Origin of the sequence: Streptosporangium oxazolinicum (assembly GCF_039537505.1) — a bacterium.
Lineage (GTDB): Bacteria > Actinomycetota > Actinomycetes > Streptosporangiales > Streptosporangiaceae > Streptosporangium > Streptosporangium oxazolinicum.
The window spans coordinates 1-25,292 of sequence record NZ_BAABAQ010000008.1 but is presented as its reverse complement, the minus strand read 5'-3'; the positions used below and the strand labels follow the sequence as shown (position 1 = coordinate 25,292).

Here is a 25,292-nt window from a genome sequence, read left to right as displayed (position 1 = left end):
CACCGCCCCACTCCCCGTCCGCCGGGAAACCGCCGCCCCCGCCGGACCGTTCACCGGTGCGTTCGCTCACGCGGTTTCCTCTTCCTCGTCCTCGTCGTCCCCCTGCAGCACGGGCGAGCCGTGATGCAGCCAGAGCCGCCACCCCGCCGACGTCCGCACGAAGGTGTTGCTCGCGACCACCTTGCCCGCCGCGAAGCTGGAATCACCCTCGTCGCCCGCGGTGAGGATGTTCTCCTCACAGGTGAGGATGGCGACGTCGCCCAGGACCATGACGCGGACGTCGGTCAGCACGAACTGGATGTAGGGCGTGTTGGCCATGATGAGCGCCCACGAGCGCAGCACCTCCTGGCGGCCGTTCACGATCGGCCAGCCGGGGTGGACGCAGCTCACCTGCTCGCCCTCGATGTCCTCGGCCCAGATCTCGGTCATCCGGTCGAGGTCGGCGTCCTCGATGGCGGTGTAGAACGCCTGGTTGACCGTCTCGACGGCGGTGGTGTCGACGCTCATGATCTCGCTCCCTGAACTGCGGCAGCCACACGGACGGCGTCCGCGTTCGGGCGGACGTCGTGCACGCGCACACACCAGGCCCCCGCCTGCGCGGCGAGCGCCGTCACGGCGAGCGTGGCATCGTCACTACGATTGAAAGGGCGCGGCGCACCGTCCGGGCCGGCCAGGAGGCGACCCAGGAAGCGTTTCCGCGAGGCCCCGACGAGCAGCGGGTAGCCCAGCTCCCCGAGCCGGTCGATACCCGCGATCAGAGCCCAGTTGTGTTCGGGGTTCTTGGAGAAGCCCAACCCCGGGTCGAGCACGATCTGCTCCTCCGACACCCCCTCGGCCAGCACGGAGGCGACCCGCTTGGCGAGCTCCTCGCGCACCTCGGTCACCACGTCGCCGTACACGGCCCTGCGGTCCATGGCGTGACTGTGCCCCCGCCAGTGCATCACCACGTACGGCACCCCTGAGGCGGCCACGACCCTCGGCATCGCCGGGTCGGCCAGCCCTCCGCTGACGTCGTTGACCAGTTTCGCCCCGGCCTCCACGGCCATCTGGGCGACCTCGGCCCGCATCGTGTCGACGCTGACGGTGACGCCCTCGCGGCTCAGCTCCCGGATGACCGGCTCGACCCTGGCCAGCTCCTCCTCCAGCGGAACCCGCGCGGCGCCGGGCCTGGTGGACTCACCCCCCACGTCGACGATGTCTGCGCCCTGCTCGACCAACTCCAGGCCGTGACGCACGGCCACCTCCGGGTCGAACCACCTGCCGCCGTCGGAGAAGGAGTCGGGAGTCACGTTGACCACGCCCATCACGAGGCACCGGCCCGCGTCCGGCAACCCGGGCACACTCCACGTAGTCATGGCGACCAGCCTAGGCGTTGTGCACCGTACGCCCGTCTCGTGGGTCCGGCTTGCGCCATAACGAATCCGCACACCCGTCACAGGGCGGACGGCCTGCGGTGGGTGTCCCGCCCGGGACGTCTGGCTGGCATGCGTTCTCCTCCACTCGGGGTCGGCGGCTCCGCGGACCCCTCCTCGGGCGTGCCCGCCGCGATCCGGGAGCCGGTCCGGGAGCCGGGGAGAACCCGGTCGGGACGCCCGGCCCCGCCGGGTGTGGCGATATTAGCCCGGCCAAGGTCACCTCGGAGGACTTTCCCCGCGCCACAGCCCTTTCCGGCCACGAGCCCGGTCACGGGCCCGGCCACGGATCCCGGTACGGGTCCGGCCGCGGGCCAGGTCACGGAAACCCTGTCACGGGTCCGGCCACGGGCCCCGTAACGGATCCGATCATCACCCTCCGGAACGCGGAAACCCCGGCCGGGCCGCCGGTGGCGGTCTGGCCGGGGTGCGGGCCCGTACGGGCTCTCGAAGGCACGCGAGAAGGCGATCAGCGGATGATGAGGGCCATCGCCTCGGCGCGGGTCTTGTCACTGTTGCGGAAGTCTCCGCGTACGGCCGAGGTGATCGTCTTGGCACCGGGCTTGCGGACGCCCCGCATGGTCATGCAGAGGTGCTCGCACTCGATCACGACGATGACCCCCCTCGGCTCCAGCACGTTCATGAGCGCGTCGGCGATCTGGGAGGTCATCCTCTCCTGCACCTGGGGACGCCTGGCGTACACGTCGACGAGGCGGGCGATCTTGGACAGGCCGGTGACCTGCCCCTTCGCGTTCGGGATGTAGCCGACGTGGGCGACGCCGTGGAACGGCACGAGGTGGTGCTCGCAGGTCGAGTAGACCTCGATGTCGCGGACGAGCACCATCTCGTCGTGATCCACGTCGAAGACCGTGGTCAGGACGTCCTCCGGGGTCTGCCCCAGCCCGGCGAACTGCTCCGCGTAGGCGCGGGCGACCCGGGCCGGGGTGGCCCGGAGGCCGTCGCGGTCGGGATCCTCACCGATGGCGATGAGGATCTCGCGGACGGCGTTCTCCAGCCGGACCGTGTCGACCTGGAGCGGCTTGGCCCCCGCCACGGCTCAGTTCACGTCCTTGGGCGAGACGTCGGGATGACCCGTGCCCGCCGGAAGGGCGCCGTTGCCACCGGTCTGCTCGCCCGTGGGGAGCGCGCCGTTGCCGGACTGCTCCTTGCGGGACAGGATCGGCGGGCGGTTGGAGGGCAGCCGCTTGCCGTAGCCGGAGTAGGAGGGCCTCTTCTCCTTGACGACGACCGGGGCGAAGATCTGCAGAACCTGTTCGCGGGAGAGGGTTTCCTTCTCCATCAGCTCCAGCACCAGGTTGTCGAGCACGTCGCGGTACTCGACGAGGATCTCCCAGGCCTGGTCGTGGCCGGACTCGATGAGGCGGCGGACCTCCTCGTCGATCGTGGAGGCGATCTTCTCGGAGTAGTCGCGCTCGTGACCCATCTCGCGGCCGAGGAAGACCTCGCCGTTGCCGCTGCCGAACTTGCGGGCGCCGAGCTGCTCGCTCATGCCGTACTCGGTGACCATGCGGCGGGCGATGGAGGTGGCCTTCTCGATGTCGTTGGAGGCGCCGGTGGTGGGCTCGTGGAAGACGAGCTCCTCCGCCGTACGGCCGCCGAGGAGCATCGCGAGCTGGTCCAGCATCTCCGAGCGGGTCGCGAGGAACTTGTCCTCCATCGGCAGCGTCATCGTGTAGCCGAGGGCGCGTCCGCGGGACAGGATCGTGATCTTGTGGACCGGGTCGGAGTTGGGCAGCGCGTGCGCGACCAGGGCGTGCCCGCCCTCGTGGTACGCGATGATCTTCTTTTCCTGGTCCGACATGACGCGCGACTTGCGCTCGGGACCGGCCATCACGCGGTCGATCGACTCTTCGAGCAGCTCCATCGTGATCAGCTTCTGGTCGGCCCGCGCGGTGAGCAGCGCGGCCTCGTTGATCACGTTGGCCAGGTCGGCGCCGGTGAAACCGGGCGTCCGGCGGGCGATGATGTCGAGGTCGACGCCCTCGCCGAAGGGCTTGCCTCGGCCGTGCACCTTGAGGATGCCCTTGCGGCCCTCCAGGTCGGGGCGGTCGACGGTGACCTGGCGGTCGAAACGACCGGGACGCAGCAGCGCCGGGTCGAGGATGTCGGGCCGGTTGGTCGCGGCGATCAGGATCACGCCGCCCTTGACGTCGAAGCCGTCCATCTCGACGAGGAGCTGGTTCAGCGTCTGCTCGCGCTCGTCGTGACCGCCGCCGAGACCGGCGCCGCGGTGGCGGCCCACCGCGTCGATCTCGTCGATGAAGATGATCGCCGGAGCGTTCGCCTTGGCCTGCTCGAACAGGTCGCGGACCCGGGAGGCGCCGACGCCGACGAACATCTCGACGAAGTCGGAACCGGAGATGGAGTAGAACGGCACCCCGGCCTCACCGGCGACGGCCCTGGCGAGCAGGGTCTTGCCGGTTCCGGGCGGGCCGTAGAGCAGGACGCCCTTGGGGATCTTGGCGCCGATCGCCTGGAACTTGGCCGGGGCCTGGAGGAACTCCTTGATCTCCTGGAGCTCCTCGATGGCCTCGTCGGCACCCGCGACGTCGGCGAAGGTGGTCTTCGGAGTGTCCTTGGTGATGAGTTTCGCCTTCGACTTGCCGAAGTTCATCACCCGGGAGCCGCCGCCCTGCATCTGGTTCATGATGAACAGGAAGATCAGCACGATGATGACGATCGGCAGGAAGCTCACCAGGAGCCCGAGGAGGAAGTTCTCCTTGGGAACGTCGACGTTGTATCCACCGGGCAGCTTGTTGGCCGCCTTGGCCGACTGGAGTTTGTCGGCGAGCTGCACGCCCTGACCCGTCACCCACGAGGAGTAGTAGCGCTTCTTGTCGGTCAGAGTGACCTCGATGCGCTGGTCCTTGTCGATGATCTTGGCGTTGGAGACCTTGCCCTCGTCGATCCAGCTGACGATCTGGGAGGTGTCTCGCCTCTCGAAGTTGCCCTCACCGCCCCACATGGTGGTGACGAGAAGGAGCAGCACGACGATGCCCAGGATCCACAGCAGTGGCCCACGTGTAAATCGCTTGAGATCCATCCGATGCGGAACCCCGGCGGGCCCGTCCCTTCCTGACCAGAGCCTGGCAACCCCGGGCGAACCCGGGGTTCGCGGTATCCCTAACCGCTCCAACTGACTACCCAGAGACGGCGGGAGGCCACCTCTTCGGTTGTCCGAAGGTACACCGGCGTGGCGCACGGGGTCACCGCGCGGACAGACCGGCTTTGCCCTACCAACGTACGTCAGGTAGGTCCGTGTTCCCCGCCGCTATGGGCAATGTCGCGTTTGTGAATGACTTACTTCGCGCAGGGCGTACTTTTCAGCCCGCTCCGTACACGTGGGGGGCGAGAGTTCCGATGAAGGGAAGGTTGCGGTAGCGCTCGGCGTAGTCGAGGCCGTAACCGATCACGAACTCGTTGGGGATGTCGAAACCGACGTACTTCACGTCGATCGGCACCTTGACCGCGTCCGGCTTGCGCAGCGCGGCGCAGATCTCCACCGAGGCGGGGTCGCGCGACTTCAGGTTGTGGACCAGCCACGACAGGGTCAGGCCGGAGTCGATGATGTCCTCGACGACCAGCACGTGGCGTCCGGCGATGTCGGTGTCGAGGTCCTTGAGCACGCGCACGACGCCCGACGACCTGGTGCCCGCCCCGTAGGACGAAACGGCCATCCAGTCCATCTGCACGGGCAGGTGAAGGGCCCTCGCCAGGTCCGCCATCACCATGACCGCGCCCTTGAGCACGCCCACGATCAGCAGATCCTTGCCCGCGTAGTCCTCGTCGATCCGGCTCGCGAGCTCCTTGATCTTGGCTTGGAGCTCATCCTCGGGAATGAGGACCTTCGAGAGGTCTCGGCCCATGTCGGCTGCGTCCACCTGGGATTTTCCTTACGAAACGGGGCTGGCTGGCTGTCTGGCGAATATCAGGGTGCCATACCGACGAACCGCACCCACCCCCCCGGGCACCTCTACGCGTCGCTGCCCCCGCCACGCCGTGACCAGACGGTCCACCTGGAGGACGTGCGAGGCCGCGAGCGTGCCCGGCGGCGCTCCCGCGTCGATCGCCGCCCTCCGCAACACCCGCCGCCGCACCGCGACGGGAAGATCCTCCAGATCTCGTACGGCCATCGTCACCGTCGTCATATCGCTAAGAGCGCAATCCCGCACGGCGACGCGGGCGTAGACCTCCCCGGCCCAGGCGTCGAGCGCGTCGGCGTCGTCGCGGCACAGGGAGGCGGTCCTGGCGAGCGCCTCGGCGACGCCGGGGCCGAGCTCGTCCTCCAGGGCGGGCAGCAGCCGCTCGCGGACCCGGACCCGGGTGTATCGCGGGTCGAGGTTGTGCGGGTCGTCCCACGGGACCAGGCCGAGCGCCGCGCAGGCCGCCACGGTCGTCGCGCGGCCGAGTTCCAGCAGGGGCCGCCGGTAGATCCCGGCCCGCGCGGGCATCCCGGCCAGCGACCGGGTGCCGCTCCCCCTGGCCAGCCCGAGCAGCACGGTCTCCGCCTGGTCGTCCCTGGTGTGCCCGAGCAGCACGACCGCCGCCCCGAGGCGCTCCGCCGCCTCGGACAGGGCCGCGTACCTGGCCTGCCTGGCCGCCGCCTCGGGCCCTCCCGAGACGCCGACGGAGACGGGCAGCGCCTCGGCGAGACCGAGCCCCAGGCCGGGCGCGAGCCGCACGACGTCACCCGCGCGGTCGCCGGACCCCTCCTGAAGGCCGTGGTCGACGCTGAGCAGCCCGGCGCGGAGCCCGGCGCGGGGCGCCGTGAAGCCCAGCGCGGCGGCCAAGGCCAGGGAGTCGGCGCCGCCGCTGCACGCGGCCAGCACGAGAGCGCCCGGCTCCAGGTCGCCCAGCGCGAGGCGTACGGCGCGCCGGACGTCGGCGACGGCGGGATGCGGACCCATGCCCGCCATTGTCCGGCTGTCCGGCCTCGAACGGGACGGCGACGCGACCGCTTCACCGGCAGTCGACCGGGACAGCTGGAACGGCGGGGCGGCCCGGCCGATCGGGCCGCCCCGTCCGGTCAGCCTGCGGTGCCGCTGGGGATGGCCGGGGTGCCGATCACCCTGGCGATCCAGCGCTCGGGCTTGGCGATCTCGTCCTGGGTGGGGAGCGTCTCCGGCGAGGTCCAGACCTTGTTGAAGCCGTCGATGCCCACCTGCCCCACGACCGTGCGGACGAAGGCCGAGCCCTCGGCGTACTGCTTCATCTTGAGGTCGAGGCCGAGCAGCCTGCGGATCGTGCGGTCGAGGCGCGAACCGCCCTCGCGGCGATGGTGGAACTTGGCGCGGATGTCGGCGACAGAGGGGACCACCGAGGGGCCGACCGCGTCCATGACGTAGTCGCCGTGCCCCTCGACCAGGGTCATCACCGCGGTGAGCCGGTCGAGGATCACCTTCTGCTCGGGCGTCTGGATCGCGTCGATCAGGTTGCCCTCACCGCCCCTGACGACGTCCGTGAACGTACCGGCGGCCGAGCGGAGCCGTTCGAGCAGCGCGGGCAGGTCGATGTCGGAGGCGAGCAGGAAGTCGGTCGTCTGCGAGCTGACGTACTCGCGCAGCCAGGGGACGCCGGTGAACTGCACCCGATGGGTCTCCTCGTGCAGGCAGACCCAGAGGCGGAAGTCACGCGGGTTGACGTTGAGCTCCTGCTCGGCGTTGACGATGTTGGGCGCGACCAGGGTGAGGCGCCCCGTGGGCGCCTGGCCGGTCGGGTCGGGCGGCAGGAACAACTCGTACTGCCCCAGGACGCGGGAGGCGAGGAAGGCCAGCACCGCGCCCACCTCGACCCCGGTGACGCGCGAGCCCACGGCGCTCACGATCGCCGGTGCCTGGCTCCCCCGGGCGGCCATCCGCTCGGTGAGCGGCTCCAGCACCACCCGGAACCCGTCGACGTTGGCCTTGATCCAGCCGGGCCTGTCGACGATGGTCGCGGGTTGCGGCGCGGTCTCGGTGTCGATCCGGGTGAACTCGCGGACATGCCCCTCGGCCTCGCGCGAGAGCCGCCGCAAATCGGCGACGGCCTGCCGGGCCTCCTCTCGGCTCACTTGCGGCCCGGGGCGCACCAGGCGCGTTCCGGTCGCTACGGCAAGATCCCAATCGATCACCTGCATACCGTCCACCGTACGTGCTCTCCCCCCAAGTCGCGCACCCGGAACCCGTGATCAGCCGATGGCGACCGCGGCGGCGAGCCTGTCGAGGGCCGCCTCCGCCTTGCCCCAGCCCGGCGGGACCTTGTCCGCCATGAAGGCGAAGGTCACCAGGCGTCCGTCCCGCGTGGTGGTCATGCCCGCCAGGGTGTTGACCCCGTCGAGGGTGCCCGTCTTGGCGCGGATCAGCCCGTAGGCGGAGTGGAGCTTGTCGAACCTGTGCCCGAGGGTGCCGCTGAAACCGGCGACCGGCATGCCGCTCGCGATCTGGTGCAGGGCGGGGTTCGCCGGGGAGGCCGCCACCGCGACCAGTCGGGCGAGTGCCTCGGGGGCGATGCGGTTCTTCGGCGACAGCCCGCTGCCGTCGAACACCCGCACGCCCTTCGCCGCGCCGAGCCTGGTCAGCACCTTGCCGACGGCCGAGGCGCCGCCGTCGAAGGAGGCCGGTTCCCCCTCCTTGATCGCCACATGTCTGGCCAGCGCCTCCGACAGGTCGTTGTCGCTGAGGGTGAGGGCCCGCTCGACCAAGGCGTAGACCGGCGCGGAGTCGACCCGGGCGATCTCCTGCGCACCGGCCGGGGCCCTGGACCGCCTGGCGGACTTGACGACCGTGATCCCGTACTTCGACAGCAGCGACACGAACGCGCCGTGCGCCGCGCGGGAGGGGTCGGAGACCCGCTGGTCACTGCCCCGCGAGATCCTGCCCTCGTCGATCATGAGCGCCGTGACGGGGGCGACGCTGCCCTCGGGTACGTAGCCGGGCTTCCACGTCGCGGCGGTGCGCGGCCCCGTGTAGAGGGAGTCGTCATAGGCCACCGTCACCTTGGACACCCCGGCCTCCTTGAGCGCCTTGGCGGCGCGCGAGGCGAGGGTGGCGAGGGTGGCGGGCCGGGGGTAGACCGGGCTCGCCGCCGTCCTGGGGCTCGCCAGGGTGGGGTCGCCGCCTCCGACAAGGATGATCGAGCCGGGTGAGGAGCCCCGCACCACGCGGGTGCTCAGCCTCGCATCGGGTCCCAGCGAGGCCATCGCGGCGACCGCGGTGACGACCTTGGTGGTGGAGGCGGGGGTGATACCCGTGGCCGCGCCGCTGCCGAACAGCAGGGCGCCCGTCTCCGCGTCGAGGACCGCGGCCCCGACACTCCCTCCCAGGGCGGGGTCACCCAACGCCTCGGTCAACCGCTGCGCCAAAGTACCCTTGGCGGGGAGAGGGCCGTTCCCCCCCGCCGCCAGCACCGGACCCGCGGTGATGACCGGGACGGGAGGCGGCTCGGCCGACGCGACGATCGTCTCGGGCTCGCTCTCGACCAGCACACCGCTGGTGAGCAGGTGTGCCCCGGCCGCGACGACGAAAATCTGCAGCAGGACGAGAGTGACCAATGCCACCCACCGCTCACGCCGCATTATCGTCGCCGTCCTCTCATCATCGGTATCCAAAAGGCATAAAACGCCTACGAGACATTAACGCCCAACCGGGGGTGCCCGGGGGCCTGAGCGGAGGAACCGCGGTGGAGTTCGACGTTCTCGTTGAGATTCCCAAGGGGCAACGGAACAAGTACGAGGTGGACCACGAGTCAGGCCGCATCAGGCTCGACCGCATGCTCTTCACCTCCACGCAGTACCCCGCCGACTACGGCTTCATCGAAGACACTCTCGGCGAGGACGGTGACCCGCTCGACGCCCTGGTGCTGCTCCAGGAGCCGACCTTCCCCGGCTGCCTGATCAAGTGCCGGGCCGTCGGCATGTTCCGCATGACCGACGAGAAGGGCGGCGACGACAAGGTCCTGTGTGTCCCGGCCACCGACCCCCGGATGGAACACATTCGCGACATCCACCACGTACCGGAGTTCGACCGCCTGGAGATCCAGCACTTCTTCGAGGTCTACAAGGACCTGGAGCCCGGCAAGTCGGTCGAGGGTGCCAACTGGGTCGGCAGGGTGGAGGCCGAAGAGGAGATCGTCCGCTCCATCAAGCGCGCCAAGGACGAGGTCCACGGAAAGCACTGATTCGTGACCGGATCATTACCCGGTCCTCAGCGTCTTCAGCGTCTTCAGCGTCTTCAGCCGGTCGCCCTCTGGCCGGTCGTCACGCGGGACGGGTCGCGCCGACGAGATCGCTGCGCCACATCGGCGCGACCCTGACCACGTCCCCCGTCTGCGGGGCGTGCACCATCAGCCCCCGGCCGATGTAGATCCCCACATGATGGATGTCGCCGGGGTTCTGGGTGATCTGCCCGTAGAAGAGCAGGTCACCCCGCTGGAGTTCGCTGAGCCGCACGTGCGGGCCCGCGGTCCACTGGGTGCCGGTCCAGTGGTCCATCGCGATCCCGACCCGCTCCCAGGCCCGCATGGTCAACCCCGAGCAGTCGTAGGCGGCCGGCCCGGCGGCCGCCCACACGTACGGCTTGTCGAGCTGGGTGAGCGCCCAGTCGGCGGCGATGTCGCCCTTGGCGGAGCCGGCCGTCACGTTGAGCGCCCAGCGCGACGCGGGCTCCCCCGAGGCCACCGCCGTCCGCGCCGCCTCGCGACGCGCCGCGGCGGCCTGGTATCGAGCGCGCTCGGCCTTCTCCCTGGCGATCCTGGCCTGTTCCAGGGCCGTCTCGCGCCTCCTGGCGAGCAGGTCGGCGGCGCTGCGCGCCTCGTCGGCCAGCTTCTCCAGCCTCGCCTGCTCCTCCTTGATCCGCCGGGTCTCGTCGACCTGCTCGGTGACCGCCTCCTCGGCGGCGAGCTTCGCCTCCTCGGCCCTCGCCTGAGCCTCCCGCTGCCCGGCGTAGGCGTCATCCGCCTGCGCCCGCAGGATGGCGAAGACCTCCTGGGCCTCCCGCAGTTGCCTGAGCGTCTCCGTCTGCCCCCCGCCCATGTGGGCGAGGATGCTGGCCCGGCGCAGGTAGCCGTCGTCCGTGGGACCGCCGCTGTCGGTCATCATGGCCATCATGGGCTGGGCGACGTCCAGCCCACCGTAGTTCTGGGTGGTGATCGCGGCCACCGCCTCCCGGGCCTCCCCGACCTCGGAACCCGCCGCCCTGGCCCGCTCGGCCGCCTGCTCGGCGACCTCCTTGGCGCGAGCCGTCTTGACCAACTCCCCGTTGTACGACTCGACGAGCCGCTCCGCCCGAGCGACCAGCTCCTCCAACCTGGCCTGCGCCTCGGCGACCTGGACCGTGGTCGCGCCGAGCCTCTCACCGCGCTCGCGGGCCAGGGCCCGCGCGTCGGCGACCTCACCGGCCGACGGACCCCGCACACCGCCCGGTACGGCGTCGTCGGCCGGTCCCGGCCGGCCGGGAACAGCGCCGGCGGGGAGCCCCGGCCCGGCGATCAGGCAACAGGCGAGGCCCGCCACCGCGGCGGCATGACGGCGCCGTCTGACTGAATGCATGCGTCTCCCCCCGGAGTCCCCCTTGGATACCGCGTGTCGCGGTCTCACCGCGCGGCACGGCGCGGCGCGTCGCCGCGTGCCAGGCGGCGGCCTACCTCAGCATTCCCGTCTGTCACTCTCCGCACACATATCACTCACACCCCGTAGTCACCGCCCGCCACAATACCCCCGCCGACGGGGGCTCCGGTCCCAGAACCCCCACGACCGGGCCTCGGTACGGCGGGTACGCGACGGCTTCCCCCCGGCGGACGCGGCGGGTTTCTTCGCGGGCGGCGGTACGGCCTGGACATCGGTACGGCCCTCGTGGCGAAGGCCGGGATCGGGGCCCAAGGTGGGCCGGGAGCCGGGCAGGTCAGGCGGACCGGGTACGCCAAGCGGTCCGGGGAGATCAAGTGGTCCGGGCAGGTGAGCAAGCCGGGTGGGCCGAGCGGGCCAGGCGGTTCAGGCAGGCCGGGAAACAGGGAAAGGCGAGGGACGAATCAGTCAGAGGTCGGACCGGTCAGACCGATGCGGCAGGCGGCCCGGAGAGGGCGGGAGACTCCGGCCGCGACGGCGGCGTGGCGGGAGTCTCGGCGGTGGAGGCTGATGAGGAGCCTCCCGGAGACCGCCCCTGCCCCGGACCGTCCGAAGACCTCCCCCGGCCCCCGCCGTCCGGGGTCCCCCCGTGACCGGCACCCTCCGAGGCGCGCCCTCGGCTCGTACCGTCCGGGATCCGCTCGCGACCCGCACTCTCCGGGCTCCGCCCGCGATCCGCGCTGCCCGAGGCCCGCCCATGACCCGCGCTGGCCGGGATCCGTTCCGGGCCCGCCTCGCTCTGGGGCCGCCTCGGAGCGGTGGGGGCCGGTCGGGAATCGTCGGGGATCTGTCTCGGGCCGGACCTCGGGTGGCCGGGGTTGGCACGCGGGCGTCGCGGGTCCACGTACGGCGGCCGGGGGTTCGCCCGCGGAGGCCGGGGGGCCGCGCGCGGGGGCCTGTGTTCTCCTCTCGGGTCCGTCGCGTCTCTCGGGGGGTTCGGATTCGCCCCGGGAGGTGCCGGATCCGCGTGCGAGGAGCCGGGGGGCACCCGCGAGGGCGCGTGGTTCGCCGATCGATGGGTGGTCCGGCAGTTGCGGGAGGAGTGTCCGTGGTGGTCGCGGGACGGATGCCTGTCCGGCGTACCGATCCCGGGGGATCCCGGCAACACGGGTGACACGGGCGGGGAGGGCGGGGCCGGGTCCTCCGAGGGAGCGGACGGACGGTCGGCCGGTCCGTCACCGACCGGACCGGCCGGTCCTTCGCCGGACGGTTCGTCACCCGGCCGTTCGTCACCCGGCCGCCGGGGCGGGGCCTCCGCCTCGCGGCCGATCGGGCCCGGCGCCCCCGGCGGGTCGCTCCCGAAGTCGGGTCCGGTGGCGCTGACCGGCTCCGTCGCCCCGAGCGAACCGATCCGCTCGACGGCCACTCCCTCCCCGACGGGCTCCGGCGTCACGGGCGCGCCTTCCCGCCGGGGGTCCCCTGGTCTCGGGGCGTCCGGAGGATCCGCCACCGCCGGGAACGTACCCGAGGCGACGCCGGAACCCGCGCCTCCCGGCTCGGCCACCATCTGGGCGAGGACCAGGGCGAGCGCCGTCGCCGCGGCCACCGCGGCCACCGCGCCGGCCAGCGCGTAGGGCCCGCGACGGCTCCCGCGAGCCCTGTCGACGGGGAACCCGGCGTCGTCGAGGGGACCGGCCCGGTGGGCGACGTCGCGGCGGTAGGGGACCCGTCCGGGGTCGGTGAAGTGGCTCATCACCCACGCGCGCAGCGTGGGCGGCAGCGCGACCAGGGGGAGCAGGTCGAAGACCTTGGCCGCGGAGACCTGCCTGACCCGGTGCGGGGCACAGGTGTCGCAGCGGTTCACGTGGCGGATGACCCGCTCGCGCGCCTCCGGCGTGAGCTCGCCGTTGAAGCCGGTCAGCATGCGGGCCCGGCTCGCGCAGTCGTAGGGCCCCTTGCGGACGAGGACCTCCACGGTGACGACGTCGCGCAGGCGCTCCCTCGCCGACTCGTACAGCGCGCCCGCGACCTTGGGGGTGACACCCAGGACCGCGGCGAGGTCGATGGGCCCGAAGCCGTGCCGACAGCTCAGATCGAGGACCTCCCGGTCGCCGGGCGACAGGCTCCGGGCGGCGTTCCACGCCATCACCCGCAGGTCCGCGTCGTCTCCGGCGATGACCACCGGGACGGGGGCCCGCGGATCGGGCTCCTCGGCGCGGGCGAGATTACGCCGTACGCACTCCCCCCGAGCGAGTGCGTACAGCCACGCCTCCAGCCGACGGGGGTCGGCGAGCGCGTGAACATGGGCCTCGGCGGCGACGAGGGTGTCGAGGAGCGCCGACTCCGCGGCGCCGGAGGTGGTGAGCATTGAACGGCAGTATCGGTAGACGCTTTCCGCGTACGAGTCGTAGAGATCGGCGAGGGCTCCGGAACTCCTCGCGCGCAACGCCGCTACCAGGACACTGTCAGGCATGTAATCGAACTTAAACGCTGGGTAACGACAAATACAGCGGTTCGCGGGCGATGACTTCGACTGTCTTTACCGCGTCAATGAATCGAGTAAAAAACTCGACACTGATAGCAATAATAAATATTGATGAATGGCTATTTAACTGAATTAATCGTGCATATCGGCGCATCGAGGAAGGTCTCCCGTTCGCGGGCGTCCGGCCGTGAACGGACGCCCACGAACGTTCGACCATGAACGAACGCTCACGAGCGTCACGGCGACGGGCGGACGGTCCCGAGCGTCCGGCGGGCGCGGAGGGACGATCAGGGGCGGTCGGCGCCCGCGAGGGGTGCCTGTCTGCCCCGGTCCTTGGCGAACGGGGGCATCTTCGGCTTGACCGTGTTCAGGGGCAGGGAACCGCCGAGGGCGAGTTGTTCGAAGGGACGGCTGCTCGATCCCCAGGTGCGCGCGGTCACCTCGGCGGAGGCGATGTCGCGGGTGTTCTCGACGCTCTTGATCTGCATGATGAACCGGCGCTTCTGGCCCGCCTGGACGTTGTCCACGAACGTGCTCCCACCACCGAGCAGCTTGCCCTGCTTGTCGCGCAGGAGCGCGGTGACGGCCAGACTGCGGGCCGGTATCACGTACGGGGTGCCGACGTAGCCGGTGACGAGATAGTCGCCGTCGGCCGTGCGGTCGGTCAGCACCTCGCGGACCGGGAAGGGCTGGAAGGCCGAGACGATCCGGCCCGCCTGGTGCCAGCGCGCCGGGCGGTACGCGATGCTCACGTCGGCGGGCTTGTCCTGGGTCACCACCTGGCCGGTGAAGGGCAGCGTCCCGGCGGGGGGCACGGCGTCCAGCGGCTGTTCCAGCCGGACGACCTCCTTGCCCTGGGAGTTCTTGGCCACCACGGTGGCCACGACGTGCTCGCCGAAGTGCCACGGGTTGGTGTTGGCCAGCACTCCAGCCCAATTCACCACGTACCCGTCATCGCCCTTGACGATGGAGGAGGCCTGCTCCCTGACCGCGATCGGCTGGAGCGCGGCGGCCTGCTTCGTCTCCTCGTCGTCGCCGGTGCATCCGGCGCATCCGACGAGAAGGAGGAGGGTGAGGGCGCCGACGATTCGGGTGCTGTGCGTCACCTAGCCGTGATAACCGGTGACGACCTCCCGCCCACCTGGGCGCGCCGGAAACGGCCCGAGTCTTTACCTCTGCCGGACCACCCTGGCCTCATCCCATACCGGTTCGGATGATTCGTAGACCTTTCCATCGGCTCCGAAGACCAGATACCGGTCGAAGTCATCGGCGAACCAGCGGTCGTGGGTGACGGCGACCACGGTCCCGTCGAAGGCGTCCAGCCCCTCCTGAAGCGCCTCGGCACTGGCCAGGTCGAGGTTGTCGGTCGGCTCGTCCAGCAGCAGCAGGGTGGTGCCCGACAGCTCCAGCAGCAGGATCTGCAGCCTCGCCTGCTGGCCGCCGGACAGCGTCTCGAAGCGCTGCTCGGCGATGGTCCCGGCCAGCTCGTAGCGGGACAGCACCTTCATCGCCTCGTTCTTGAGCCGGGCGTGCTCGGTCATCACGATCTCACAGGGCGTCCGGCCGATGAGCTCGGGGCGGGCGTGCGTCTGGGCGAAGTGGCCGGGGACGACCCGGGCGCCGAGCCTCGCCACGCCGGTGTGCCGGACCTCCTCCCCGGCGACCAGGCGCAGGAAGTGTGACTTGCCCGACCCGTTGGAACCCAGCACCGCGACCCGCTCGCCGTACCAGATCTCCAGGTCGAACGGCTTCATCAGGCCGGTGAGCTCCAGCTGCTCGCAGATCACCGCCCGTTTGGCGGTCCGGCCGCCCTTGAGCCGCATGCTGATGAACTGCTCCTTGGGCGCCGCCTCCGGCGGCCCGGCCTCCTCGAACCTGCGCAGCCGGGTCTGGGCCGAGTGGTAGGCGGCGGCCATGGTGTCCATGTACTTGGCCTTCTGCTTCAGCATGAGGACCAGACGCTTGATCTTGGCGTGCTCCTCGTCCCAGCGCTTCTTCAGCTCGTCGAGGCGCTCGTTGCGCTCCCTGCGCGCCTGGGCGTACGAGCGGAAGCCCCCGCCGTGGATCCAGATGTTGCCGGACTCGACGGTGATGATCCGGTCGGCCGCGTTGGCCAGGAGCTCCCTGTCGTGGCTGACCAGCAGCACCGTCTTGGCCGTCTCGCGCAGCGCCCGCTCCAGCCAGAGCTTGCCCGGCACGTCCAGGTAGTTGTCCGGCTCGTCGAGCAGCAGCGTCTGGTCGGGCCCCCGCAGCAGCGCCTCCAGCACCAGCCGCTTCTGCTCACCGCCCGACAGCGTGTTGACCTCGCGGTACTTGCAGTCGTCGTACGGCATGCCGAGGGCTGCCATGGCGCAGGTGTCCCAGAGCACCTCGATGTCGTAGCCGCCCGCGTCGGTGTAGTCGGTGATGGCCTGCGCGTAGCGCATCTGCGCCTTCTCGTCCTCGCGCTCCATCATCACGAGCTCGGCGGCGTCGAGGCGCTCGGCCGCCTGCCGTACGCGCTGCGGGGCGACGCTGACCAGCAGGTCGTGCACGGACCTGCCGTCGCGGATGCTGCCGATGAACTGCCGCATGATGCCCAGGCCGCCGGAACTGGCGACGCTCCCGTCGACCGGCTGCAGGTCGCCCGCGATCAGCCGCATCAACGTCGTCTTGCCCGCCCCGTTGGGTCCGACGAGTGCCGCCTTGACCCCCTCGCCGACCCGGAAGGACACGTCGTCCAGCAGCGGTCGCCCGTCCGGCAGAACGTATGTCAGATGGCCAACCTCAACGTGCCCCACGACGATTTCCCTCCACGGTTCCCCGCGCAGGGTACACGCCGGTTTCCGTATCAGGCATCCCGATATCGGAGGCGCCCCCGGTCCTGCGGCTCCGTCCCGCGTCTCCGTCCCGCGGCTCCGTCCCGTCCCCGGCCGGTCCTGGGAGGGGCCCGCGGAAAATGCGATGGGAAACCGTCGGTGCCCGGTGATAGAAAACAGGTTCGACCTTCATCCTCGATCTGCTCGGGAGCGAGCTTGTGGCCACCAGCAGTTCGGAGTTCTCCGTACCCGGCCGCCCGTACGACAGGCGGGGCCCGGTGCGCTGGCTCTCATCCCATGTTCGCCGCCATCCGCTTCAGCTGACCGGATTCCTCGGCGCGTCACTGATCATGGTCGTGCTCAACGCCATGGTCCCCGGGCTCACCGGCGAGGCGTTCGACGCCGTGCTGGGTGAGAACGGCGGCGGGGCGCGGGCGCTGGGCCCGATCTCCCTGGGACTGCTCGCGATCGTGCTGGCCCGCGGCGCCTTCGATCTCGTCGCGCGCCTGTCCAGCGAGGTCCTGGCCAAGCGGCTGGAGCGGGACGCCAGGGACGAGCTCTACGTCAGCCTGCTCGGCAAGAGCCAGACCTTCCACAACAGGCAGCGGGTCGGCGACCTGATGGCGCGGGCCGCCAACGACATCCGGCAGCTCTCCACCATGATCAGCCCGGGGATCGACCTGATCGTCGACTCCAGCCTGACCGGCCTCGTGCCCCTGGTCTTCATCACCGCGATCGATCCGCGGCTGCTGCTGGTGCCCGGCGTCTTCGCGGTCGCCTTCGCCGTCGCGCTCTGGCACTACATGGGACGGCTCAACCCGGTGGCGACCCGCATGCGGGAGCAGTTCGGCGATCTCAACGCCGGGCTGAACGAGGCCGTCCGCGGCATCGAGGTCATCAAAGTGACCGCGCAGGAGGACCAGGAGCGGCGGCGGTTCCGGACGCGCGCGCGGCGCTATCGCGACTCCTTCGCCCACAACGGCCTGGTCCAGGCCCGATACCTGCCGACCCTGCTCTTCGCCTTCGCGATGGCCGGCGCGCTCTGGCACGGTCTCCACCTCCAGGCCACGGGCGCCATCACGATCGGCGAGCTGGTCGCCTTCATGGGCCTGGTGAGCATGCTGGGCTTCCCGACCAGCATCTCGATCTTCACCTTCTCGCTGGTCCAGATCGGCATCGTGTCCTCCCGCCGGATCCTGAGCATCATGAACACCGAGACCGAGCTCGGGCAACGCGCCGACGGCCACGCCGCGCCGATCAGCGGGGCGATCCGCTTCGAGAACGTGACGTTCGGCTACGGGGAGGGCGAGCCGGTGCTGCGCGAGGTGTCGTTCACCGTACGGCCGGGCGAGACCGTGGCGATCGTCGGCGAGACCGGCTCGGGCAAGAGCACCCTGGCGAAGCTGGTTCCCCGGATCTACGACGTCACCGCGGGCCGCATCCTGGTCGACGGCGTGGACGTCCGCGAGTGGGACCTCGACTCGCTGCGCTCCCAGATCTCCACCATCGAGCAGGACATCGTGCTGTTCTCCCGGTCGGTGGCCGAGAACATCGCCTTCGGGCTGGGCCAGCGGGTGGAGCGGGACGCCGTCGTCCGGGCGGCGGAGGAGGCTCAGGCGGCCGAGTTCATCGGCGAGCTCGACGACGGCTACGACACGGTCATCGGTGAGCGCGGCATCACTCTCTCCGGCGGCCAGCGCCAGCGCCTGGCCATCGCGCGGGCGCTGCTGACGGATCCGGCGATCCTCGTGCTCGACGACTCGACGAGCGCGATCGACTCCGCCACGGAAGACAGGATCCAGCAGGCCATCGGCCGCGTTCTCGACGGGCGCACCACCTTTCTGATCACCCACAGGCTCTCCCAGATCCGCTGGGCGGACAAGGTCCTGCTGCTCCGCCGGGGCGAGCTGGTCGACTACGGCACCCACGACGAGTTGCTCACCCGGAGCCGCCTCTACCGGCGGATCTTCGCCCACTACGACGAGGCCGACGTGGCCGACGGCGACGTGGCCGGTGGCACCACCGACCCGGCCGTGGTTCTCACCAGCGAGCAGGGAGGGCGGGGCTAATGGGCTTCGTCATGGACGGCCTCGACGCCGAGGACTACGACCGCACCTACAGCGATCGTGACCTTCTTCGCCGGATCCTGTCCTATTTCAGGCCGAAACTGGGATCGATGGTCCTGGTCGCGGTCATGATCGTGTTGTTCTCCCTGAGCCAGGCGGCGATGCCGTTGCTGGTCAGCTGGGGTGTGGACGGAATCGAGGACGGCACGATCGCCGACGTGGGCTGGCAGCTAACCGCCGGTCTGCTGCTCGCCGGGGTGCTCGGCTGGCTCTTCAACTTCATCCGCCAGCTGTACAGCGCGAGGGTCACCGGCGACGTCGTCCTGCATCTTCGCCAGGACGCGTTCGACGCCGTGCTCGAACGTGACCTGTCGTTCTACGACGAGAACCCGTCGGGCAAGATCGTAAGCCGGGTCACCTCCGACACCGACGACTTCGCCACCGTCTCCACCCTGACGATGGACCTGATCAGCCAGGTGCTGATGGTGGGCTTCATCACGATCCTGCTCTTCCTGCGCAGTGTCGAGCTCGCCCTGCTGACCCTTCTCGTGGCGCCGATCGTGATGGGCGCCGCCCTGCTGTTCCGGCGGATCGCCCGGAGCAGCACCCGCCAGGCGCAACGCTCGCTGAGCCGGGTGAACGCCACCCTGCAGGAGACCATGGGCGGGATCAGCGTCGCCAAGAACTTCCGCCAGGAGCAGCGGGTCTACGACGAGTTCCGCCCCATCAACCGGCAGAGCTACCAGGTGACGCTCCGGCAGGGTTTCGTCTTCTCCAGCATCTTCCCCGTGCTCTTCCTCGTCGCCGGGCTGGCCACGGTCGCGCTCGTCCAGTTGGGCGGCACCGCCGTGCTCGGCGGCGGTCTGTCCGGCGGCGACTGGTTCCTCTTCCTCCAGGGCGTCTCGCTCTTCTGGTTCCCGCTGACCTCCATCGCGGCGTTCTGGTCCCAGTTCCAGCAGGGCCTGTCCGCGTCGGAGCGGGTCTTCGCCCTGATCGACGCGCCGCCCCGGGTCGTGCAGACCGATCCCCAGCCGGTCGGCAGGCTGGCGGGCCGCATCGAGTTCCGCGGCGTCAGGTTCGGCTACGAAGCCGCGAGCACCGTCCTGCGGGACTTCGACCTCACCATCGAGGCGGGCGAGAGCGTCGCGCTGGTCGGTCACACCGGTGCGGGCAAGTCGACGCTCAGCAAGCTGATCACCCGGTTCTACGAGTTCCAGGACGGCCGGTTGCTGATCGACGGCCGTGACGTCCGCACGCTGGACCTGGCCGGATACCGGCGGCAGATCGGCGCGGTCCCACAGGTTCCGTTCCTGTTCAGCGGCACCGTCGCCGACAACATCCGCTACCCGAGGCCGGAGGCGAGCGAGGAGGAGGTGCTCGCCGCCGCCACGGCGGTCGGCGGGGGCGACTGGATCGACGCCCTGCCCGACGGCCTGCGGACCGACGTCGGCGAGCACGGCCGCGCCCTGTCCATGGGCCAGCGCCAGCTCGTCGCGCTGGCCCGCCTGCTCATCCAGGATCCGGCGATCGTGGTCCTGGACGAGGCCACCGCGAGTGTCGATCCGCTGACCGAGGCCCAGATCCAGGAGGGCCTGGACCGGGTGCTGGCCGACCGCACCTCCATCGTCATCGCACACCGGCTGTCCACGATCGAGCACGTCGACCGCATCATCGTGCTGGATCACGGCCGGATCGTCGAGGAAGGCGACCACACCACGCTGCTGGCCCGCGGCGGCCACTACTGCCGGGTCTACAACACCTACTTCCGGCACCAGTCTCCCAACTACCGCCCCGGTTCCGGGTTCGTCTCCGTCGCCGGCTCCGTCGCCGATTCCGCGTGATCGAGGCCGCTCGAATCGCGGGGATCCTGAGGCCCGGCCTGGACACGTCACAGGCTCCCCCCGGCATGGCCGCCACCCGGGAGCAGGAGCTGACGCTGGACGACATCGCCGGGCGTCACGGCGCGAGCCGCACCCAGGTGATACTCGCCTGGCTGCTGTCCCGCTCCCCGATCACCTTCGCCATCCCCGGGACCTCCTCCGTCGCCCACCTGGAGGAGAACATCGCCGCGGCCGACCTGCGGCTGACCGAGGACGACATCGCCCGGTTGGACAAACTCGCCTGAGTCCGGCGGGACACAGACAGGCGGGGACACCGACCGGCGAGGAGGACCGATGGAGCCCTCGGATACACACACCAAGCCCGTAAATATCCCCTGAACCTACATTAAAAAACGCCTGAATACCCATTATCGGCTCATACAGAAAAAAGTAGCCTTTCCCGTTCAGCGGCCCCCACCGGGGCACGTCCACACCGAGTGTTCCGGCATCGGGAAAGCGAGCTCTGACTTGCGCCGGAAGTATCTTTGTCACCTTATTACTGCTTATTTCTATCTTTCGCAGACTGCACGGCGAGCGATGATGTTGCGATGAGTGGCGATAAGAGATGAAGAACGGTGATGAGAGCAGCGGCCAGGTGCGGCGGCGACCGCTCCTGATCACCCGCCCGCAGATCCCTCCCGGACCACTGCGTGATCTCAAGGACCTGCTGTACGAGCTGTATCTGGAAGCTGGCGCCCCCACCCTCGACGGCATCGCCGCGAGGATCGCCGACGACCTCCCCGGCCCGGGTGCTCCCGGACGCGACGCCGTCCACCGGCTGCTCACCTCGGCGGAGATGCCCACCGGCCAGGCCGACCTGACGGCCGTCATCACCGTGCTGGCCCGACTGGCCCGGCGAGACCCCGCCGACGCCACCGACACCGCCGACCGGGGCCGCGAGCTGTGGACGAGGGCCCGCCTGGGCTCGGCGCCCGGGTCACCGGTCCACCGGGCGACCAGGTCACCGATCCGTTCGGTGGCCGGGTCGCCGGTCCACCCGGCGGCAGGATCGCCGGTCCACTCGGCGGCGGGGGCACCGGTCCGCTCGCCGGTCGACCCGTTCTCGCTGGGGGTGCACCGGGCGATCGACGCGGGCGCGGAGGCCGCCGGCATGGCAGGTCTGCCGGCCTACGTGCCGCGCCCCCACGACAACCACCTCGCCGCCGTCGTACGACGGGCGGCGGCCGGGCACAGCGCGGTCGCGATGCTGGTCGGCGACTCGTCCACCGGCAAGACCCGGGCCTGCTGGGAGGCCGTCCGGCTCCTGCCCCGCGGGTGGCGGCTGTGGCACCCGGCCGATTCCGGCCCTCCCGAGGCGGCCACCGTGGCCCTGGGCTCCCTCGTGCCTCGGACCGTCGTGTGGCTCGACGAGTCGCAGTCCTACCTGCTCACCCCGGCGGACGGCCTGGGCGAGCGCGTCGCCGCCGGGCTGCGGGCTCTGGTGAGCGACCCGGAGCGCGGCCCGGTGCTGGTCCTGGGCACCCTGTGGCCCGAGTACTGGACCGCCCTCACCGCGGCTCCCAGCATGGGCACCGGCTCCCGTACCCAGGCGCGGGCGCTGGTGACCGGCGCGGCCATCCACGTTCCCGACCGTTTCACCGGCGCCCCCCTGGAGGCGGTGCGCGGCGCGGCACGCGGCGACCCTCGTCTGGAACGCGCGTACGCCGGGGCCCGCGACGGCCGGATCACCCAGTACCTGACCGGCGTGCCCGGCATGGTGGAGCGCTACCGCAACGCGCCCGCCCCGGCCAAGGCCGTGATCGAGGCCGCCATGGACGCCAGGCGCGCGGGGCACGGCCCCGCCCTCTCCCGGGCCCTCCTTAAGACCGCCGCGTTCGACTACCTGACCGACTATGAGTACGGCGCCCTGCCCCGGGACTGGTTCGAACGGGCCCTGGCCTACGCCTGCGGTGCCCACGGCCCCCTCGCGCGCGTCCGCCCCCGCCACGACGAGCCGTCCGCGTCCCCCCGCTACCGGCTGGCGGACCACCTGGAACAGCTCGGTCGCGCCGAGCGCCGTACATGTCCCGTCCCCGCCGCCATGTGGGACGCGCTGGTCTCCCACGCCGCCCCCGAGGACCTGGCGCGCCTCGCCGCCCAGGCTCGGGCCCGCGGCCTCTACCGCCACGCCCTCCTGCTGTACGGGGGCGCCGCCACGGCCGGTGACCCCGACGCCTCCCGGCGGGCGATCTCCCTGCTGCGGGAGACGGGACGTACCGAGGAGGCACTCACCTGGCTGCGGGTCCACAGCGAGCGGGACGACGCCCGAGCCCTCGGCTGGAGCGCCGCCATCCTCAACGGGGCCGGGCACCGCGAGAGGGCGATCGCCGCCTACCGGCGCGCCGCCGAGGCGGGGGACGCCGACGCCCCGAGGGAGGCGATCGCGCTGCTCGTGGAGGCGGGAAGGGTCAGGGAGGCGCTCACCTGGCCGTGGGCCCACGACTGGTTCGGCGACGCCGACCTTCCCGCCTGGACCGCGGCCCTCCTCGACAGGAGGGGACACCATCAGGAGGCCCTCACCGCCTACCGGCGCGCCGCGAAGACGGGGAACATCGACGCCCCGGAGTGGCTGGCGTCCCTGCTGTACCGGACGGGCCACCGGGAGGAGGCGATCATCGCCTGCCGTCGCGCCGCGAGCACCGGCGAGGGTCACGTCCTCAAGCAGGCCGTCGCCCTGCTGCGGGAGATGGGACGGGCGGAGGAGGCGATCACCTGCCTGCGGGTCCGCGCCGAGACCGGCGACGCCGACGCCCTGTGGGAGGCGGTCGAGCTGCTGCGGGAGTCGGGGCGCACCGAGGAGGCGATCACCTGGCTCAGAGCCCGCGCGGAGACGGGTGACCACCGCGCGATCTCCAGGATGGTCGAGCTGCTCCGGTACACGGGACGGGCCGAGGAGGCGACCACCTGGCTGGACGCCCGCGCCGAGACCGGCGACACCTACGCCTACTGGCGATCGATCGGCCTCCTGCGGCGGACGGGACAGGCCGAGGAGGCGATCGCCCGGCTGCGGGCCCGCGCCGAGACCGGCGACCGCCTCGCCCTCGAGGAGGCGGTCGAGCTGCTGCGGGAGTCGAACCGGTCCGGGGAGGCGATCACCTGGCTGTCCGCCCGCGCGGAAACCGGCGACCGCCTCGCCCTCGATCTGCTCCCCCACCTCCTGGAGAGGGCGGGCCGGACCGAGGAGGCCCTGGCCGCGTACCGGCACGCCACCGAAGCGGGAAACGCCGGCTCACACTGGCCGATGGCCGATCTGCTGCACCGCCGGGGCCGCCTGGAGGAGGCCCTGACCGCGTACCGGCGGGCCGTCGAGACCGGACACACCGGCGAGGGCTGGCGGATGGTCGAACTGCTCCAGGAGACGGGCCGGACCGAGGAGGCCCTGGCCGCGTACCGGCGCGCCGCCGAGGCGGGCGACACCGACGCCGGGTGGCGGATGGTCGAGCTGCTCCAGCGGACGGATCGCTCCAAAGAGGCGATCACCTGGCTCAGGGAACGCGCCGAGACCGGCGACGCCGACGCCCTGTGGAAGGCGGTCGAGCTGCTCCAGGAGTCGGGGCGCGCCGAGGAGGCGGTCACCTGGCTGCGCGCCCGCGCCGAGACCGGCGACACCGAGGCCCTCCGGCGGTTCACCACCCTGCTGTACCAGATGGACCGTTCCGAAGAGGCGGTCACCTGGCTGCGGGCCCGCGCCGAGACCGGCGACGCCGGGGCCCTGGACCACGCGGTCGACCTGATGTACGAGACGGGCAGGACGGCGGAGGCGGTCACCTGGCTGGGCGCCCGCGTCGAGGCGGGCGACACCGAAGCCCTGACCTGGATCGCCGTCCTGCTGCGCGAGACCGGCCACCCGGAGAGAGCGGTCCGCGCCCACCTGCGCGCCGCCGAACTGGGCCTGCCCGGCGCCCTGCGCCAGGCGATCACCCTGCTGGGACGGCTGGGCCGCGCCGCCGAGGCCGACCGGCTCCGGCGGTACGGGATCACCCCCGCCAGGGGTGACCACGAACCTTGAACCGGGGCACCGGTCACCCGTCGTACGCGGTTCCCAGGCCGCGTCAGCCGTCGCCCTGGCCGAAGGGGTTGTTCTGGCCGCCACGACCGCCGCCGGCGTTGCCGCCGGGGCCGTCGTTCCCGCCGGGACGGTCGAAGCCGCCGCCCTCGTCGGGACCGATGACCTCGGTGCCGCCGCCATCCTCGTCGTCATCCCGCGGAGGCGGCGCGGGCTGACAGCTCTGGCTGCACCCGCCGAACCGCTCCGTGTTGATCGGGGTGAACGACGTCGGCTCGACGTTCTTCAGCGCCGCCAGCATCGTGTCCTTCCAGATCGGACCCGGGATGCTGGCACCGAAGACCGAGCCGTAGTAACGGCCGCCGATCGTGATGTTGTTCAGCTTGTAGTCCTGCGAGCCGCGCGGGTCGCCGATGCTGACCGCTCCGGCCAGGTCCGGGGTGAACCCGGCGAACCACGCGGTGGCGGAGCTGTCGGTGGTGCCGGTCTTGCCGGCCGCGTCGCGGCCGATACCGCCGACGACCCGCATCGTGCCCTCGGTGAACACCCCCGACAACACATCGGCCGCCGCGTCGGCGACCTCCGGATCCAGCGCCTGGCGGCACTTGGGCTTGTAATCGGTGACCTTGCCGTTCCGGTCGGTGATCCGGCTGATCGCCATCGGCGCACAGTACTTACCCCGCGCCCCGATCGCGGCATAGGCGTTGGCCACCGTCACCGGATCCATCTCGTTGGTGCCCAGGGTGAACGTCGAAAACTCCAGCAACTTGAGCCCGTCAGAGCGGTGGATCCCCAGCGATTTCGCGGTCTTGATCGTCTCGCACAGCCCGACCCGCTGCTCCAACTCCATGAAGAACGTGTTCACCGACCCCCAGGTGCCGGTCCGCAACGTCTTCCACCCCGGAGCCCCCTCGTCGTTGGTCACCGTCCAGGTCGGATCCCCGATGTTCTCCCCCTTACAGTTCTTGAACGCCGCATACCCCGACGCGCGAAACCCCGCCCCCGCGCTGAACCCGTCGTTGACCTTCATGCCCTGCTTGAGCGCGGTGAGCAACGTGAACGTCTTGAACGTCGACCCCGCCTGAA

General features: G+C 70.9%; 18 protein-coding genes. 5 read left to right on the top strand and 13 right to left on the bottom strand.

Annotation, left to right across the window (positions count from 1 at the left end; all coding sequences use genetic code 11):
- Nucleotides 1-66: 66 nt before the first annotated feature.
- From ABD817_RS21480 to dacB, 8 genes are all read right to left on the bottom strand, one after another.
- Nucleotides 67-507 (bottom strand): nuclear transport factor 2 family protein, encoded by a 441-nt coding sequence (locus ABD817_RS21480; RefSeq protein ID WP_329087560.1) that lies wholly within the window; start codon nucleotides 505-507, stop codon nucleotides 67-69.
- Nucleotides 504-1,355 (bottom strand): dihydropteroate synthase, encoded by an 852-nt coding sequence (gene folP, locus ABD817_RS21475; protein WP_344919855.1) that lies wholly within the window; start codon nucleotides 1,353-1,355, stop codon nucleotides 504-506. Before folP ends, ABD817_RS21480 begins: the two co-directional genes overlap by 4 nt.
- A gap of 526 nt (nucleotides 1,356-1,881) precedes the next feature.
- Complete coding sequence (gene folE, locus ABD817_RS21470; protein WP_344919853.1) at nucleotides 1,882-2,466, bottom strand: GTP cyclohydrolase I FolE; 585 nt, start codon at nucleotides 2,464-2,466, stop codon at nucleotides 1,882-1,884.
- A 3-nt stretch (nucleotides 2,467-2,469) separates the two neighbouring features.
- Entirely contained in the window at nucleotides 2,470-4,476 is a 2,007-nt protein-coding gene (ftsH, locus tag ABD817_RS21465; RefSeq protein WP_344919852.1) for an ATP-dependent zinc metalloprotease FtsH, read from the bottom strand.
- Between the two features lie 280 nt (nucleotides 4,477-4,756).
- Nucleotides 4,757-5,314, bottom strand: coding sequence for a hypoxanthine phosphoribosyltransferase (hpt, locus tag ABD817_RS21460; protein WP_344919850.1), 558 nt, complete (start codon nucleotides 5,312-5,314; stop codon nucleotides 4,757-4,759).
- Nucleotides 5,315-5,326: 12 nt separating this feature from the next.
- Complete coding sequence (gene tilS, locus ABD817_RS21455; protein WP_344919848.1) at nucleotides 5,327-6,340, bottom strand: tRNA lysidine(34) synthetase TilS; 1,014 nt, start codon at nucleotides 6,338-6,340, stop codon at nucleotides 5,327-5,329.
- A 119-nt stretch (nucleotides 6,341-6,459) separates the two neighbouring features.
- Nucleotides 6,460-7,548, bottom strand: coding sequence for a zinc-dependent metalloprotease (locus tag ABD817_RS21450; RefSeq protein WP_344919847.1), 1,089 nt, complete (start codon nucleotides 7,546-7,548; stop codon nucleotides 6,460-6,462).
- A gap of 51 nt (nucleotides 7,549-7,599) precedes the next feature.
- Nucleotides 7,600-8,967 carry a D-alanyl-D-alanine carboxypeptidase/D-alanyl-D-alanine endopeptidase gene (gene dacB / locus ABD817_RS21445; RefSeq protein WP_344919846.1) on the bottom strand — a complete coding sequence of 456 codons (1,368 nt, stop codon included), beginning with the start codon at nucleotides 8,965-8,967 and terminating at the stop codon, nucleotides 7,600-7,602.
- 122 nt (nucleotides 8,968-9,089) lie between these two features.
- Between dacB and ABD817_RS21440 the strand changes: the two genes are divergently transcribed.
- Complete coding sequence (locus ABD817_RS21440) at nucleotides 9,090-9,587, top strand: inorganic diphosphatase (RefSeq protein ID WP_329087576.1); 498 nt, start codon at nucleotides 9,090-9,092, stop codon at nucleotides 9,585-9,587.
- A 79-nt stretch (nucleotides 9,588-9,666) separates the two neighbouring features.
- Here ABD817_RS21440 and ABD817_RS21435 read toward each other — a convergent pair whose 3' ends face one another.
- The 4 genes from ABD817_RS21435 to ABD817_RS21420 all read right to left on the bottom strand — a co-directional run bounded on the left by ABD817_RS21435 (nucleotide 9,667) and on the right by ABD817_RS21420 (nucleotide 16,236).
- Nucleotides 9,667-10,956, bottom strand: a complete 1,290-nt coding sequence (locus ABD817_RS21435) for a C40 family peptidase (RefSeq protein WP_344919845.1) — start codon at nucleotides 10,954-10,956, stop codon at nucleotides 9,667-9,669.
- Between the two features lie 499 nt (nucleotides 10,957-11,455).
- Nucleotides 11,456-13,444 carry a hypothetical protein gene (locus ABD817_RS21430; protein WP_344919843.1) on the bottom strand — a complete coding sequence of 663 codons (1,989 nt, stop codon included), beginning with the start codon at nucleotides 13,442-13,444 and terminating at the stop codon, nucleotides 11,456-11,458.
- A 299-nt stretch (nucleotides 13,445-13,743) separates the two neighbouring features.
- Nucleotides 13,744-14,562: a hypothetical protein gene (locus tag ABD817_RS21425; RefSeq protein ID WP_344919842.1), complete on the bottom strand. Its 819-nt coding sequence runs from the start codon at nucleotides 14,560-14,562 to the stop codon at nucleotides 13,744-13,746.
- Between the two features lie 63 nt (nucleotides 14,563-14,625).
- Entirely contained in the window at nucleotides 14,626-16,236 is a 1,611-nt protein-coding gene (locus ABD817_RS21420; protein WP_344919841.1) for an ABC-F family ATP-binding cassette domain-containing protein, read from the bottom strand.
- Nucleotides 16,237-16,472: 236 nt separating this feature from the next.
- On the opposite strand from ABD817_RS21420, the gene ABD817_RS21415 reads away from it, so the two are divergent.
- The 4 genes from ABD817_RS21415 (at nucleotide 16,473) to ABD817_RS21400 (ending at nucleotide 24,209) form a co-directional block, all read left to right on the top strand.
- A complete protein-coding gene (locus ABD817_RS21415) occupies nucleotides 16,473-18,323 on the top strand; it encodes an ABC transporter ATP-binding protein (protein WP_344919840.1) in 1,851 nt (616 codons plus the stop codon).
- Complete coding sequence (locus tag ABD817_RS21410) at nucleotides 18,323-20,161, top strand: ABC transporter ATP-binding protein (RefSeq protein WP_344919839.1); 1,839 nt, start codon at nucleotides 18,323-18,325, stop codon at nucleotides 20,159-20,161. The genes ABD817_RS21415 and ABD817_RS21410 overlap by 1 nt, the downstream gene beginning before the upstream one ends.
- On the top strand, nucleotides 20,158-20,445 hold the full coding sequence (locus tag ABD817_RS21405; protein ID WP_344919838.1) for an aldo/keto reductase: 288 nt from the start codon (nucleotides 20,158-20,160) through the stop codon (nucleotides 20,443-20,445). Before ABD817_RS21410 ends, ABD817_RS21405 begins: the two co-directional genes overlap by 4 nt.
- Before the next feature lie 320 nt (nucleotides 20,446-20,765).
- On the top strand, nucleotides 20,766-24,209 hold the full coding sequence (locus ABD817_RS21400; RefSeq protein WP_344919837.1) for a hypothetical protein: 3,444 nt from the start codon (nucleotides 20,766-20,768) through the stop codon (nucleotides 24,207-24,209).
- 43 nt (nucleotides 24,210-24,252) lie between these two features.
- Here the strand turns inward: ABD817_RS21400 and ABD817_RS21395 are convergent.
- A partial coding sequence (locus tag ABD817_RS21395; RefSeq protein WP_344919836.1) for a transglycosylase domain-containing protein occupies nucleotides 24,253-25,292 on the bottom strand: 1,040 nt, incomplete at its 5' end.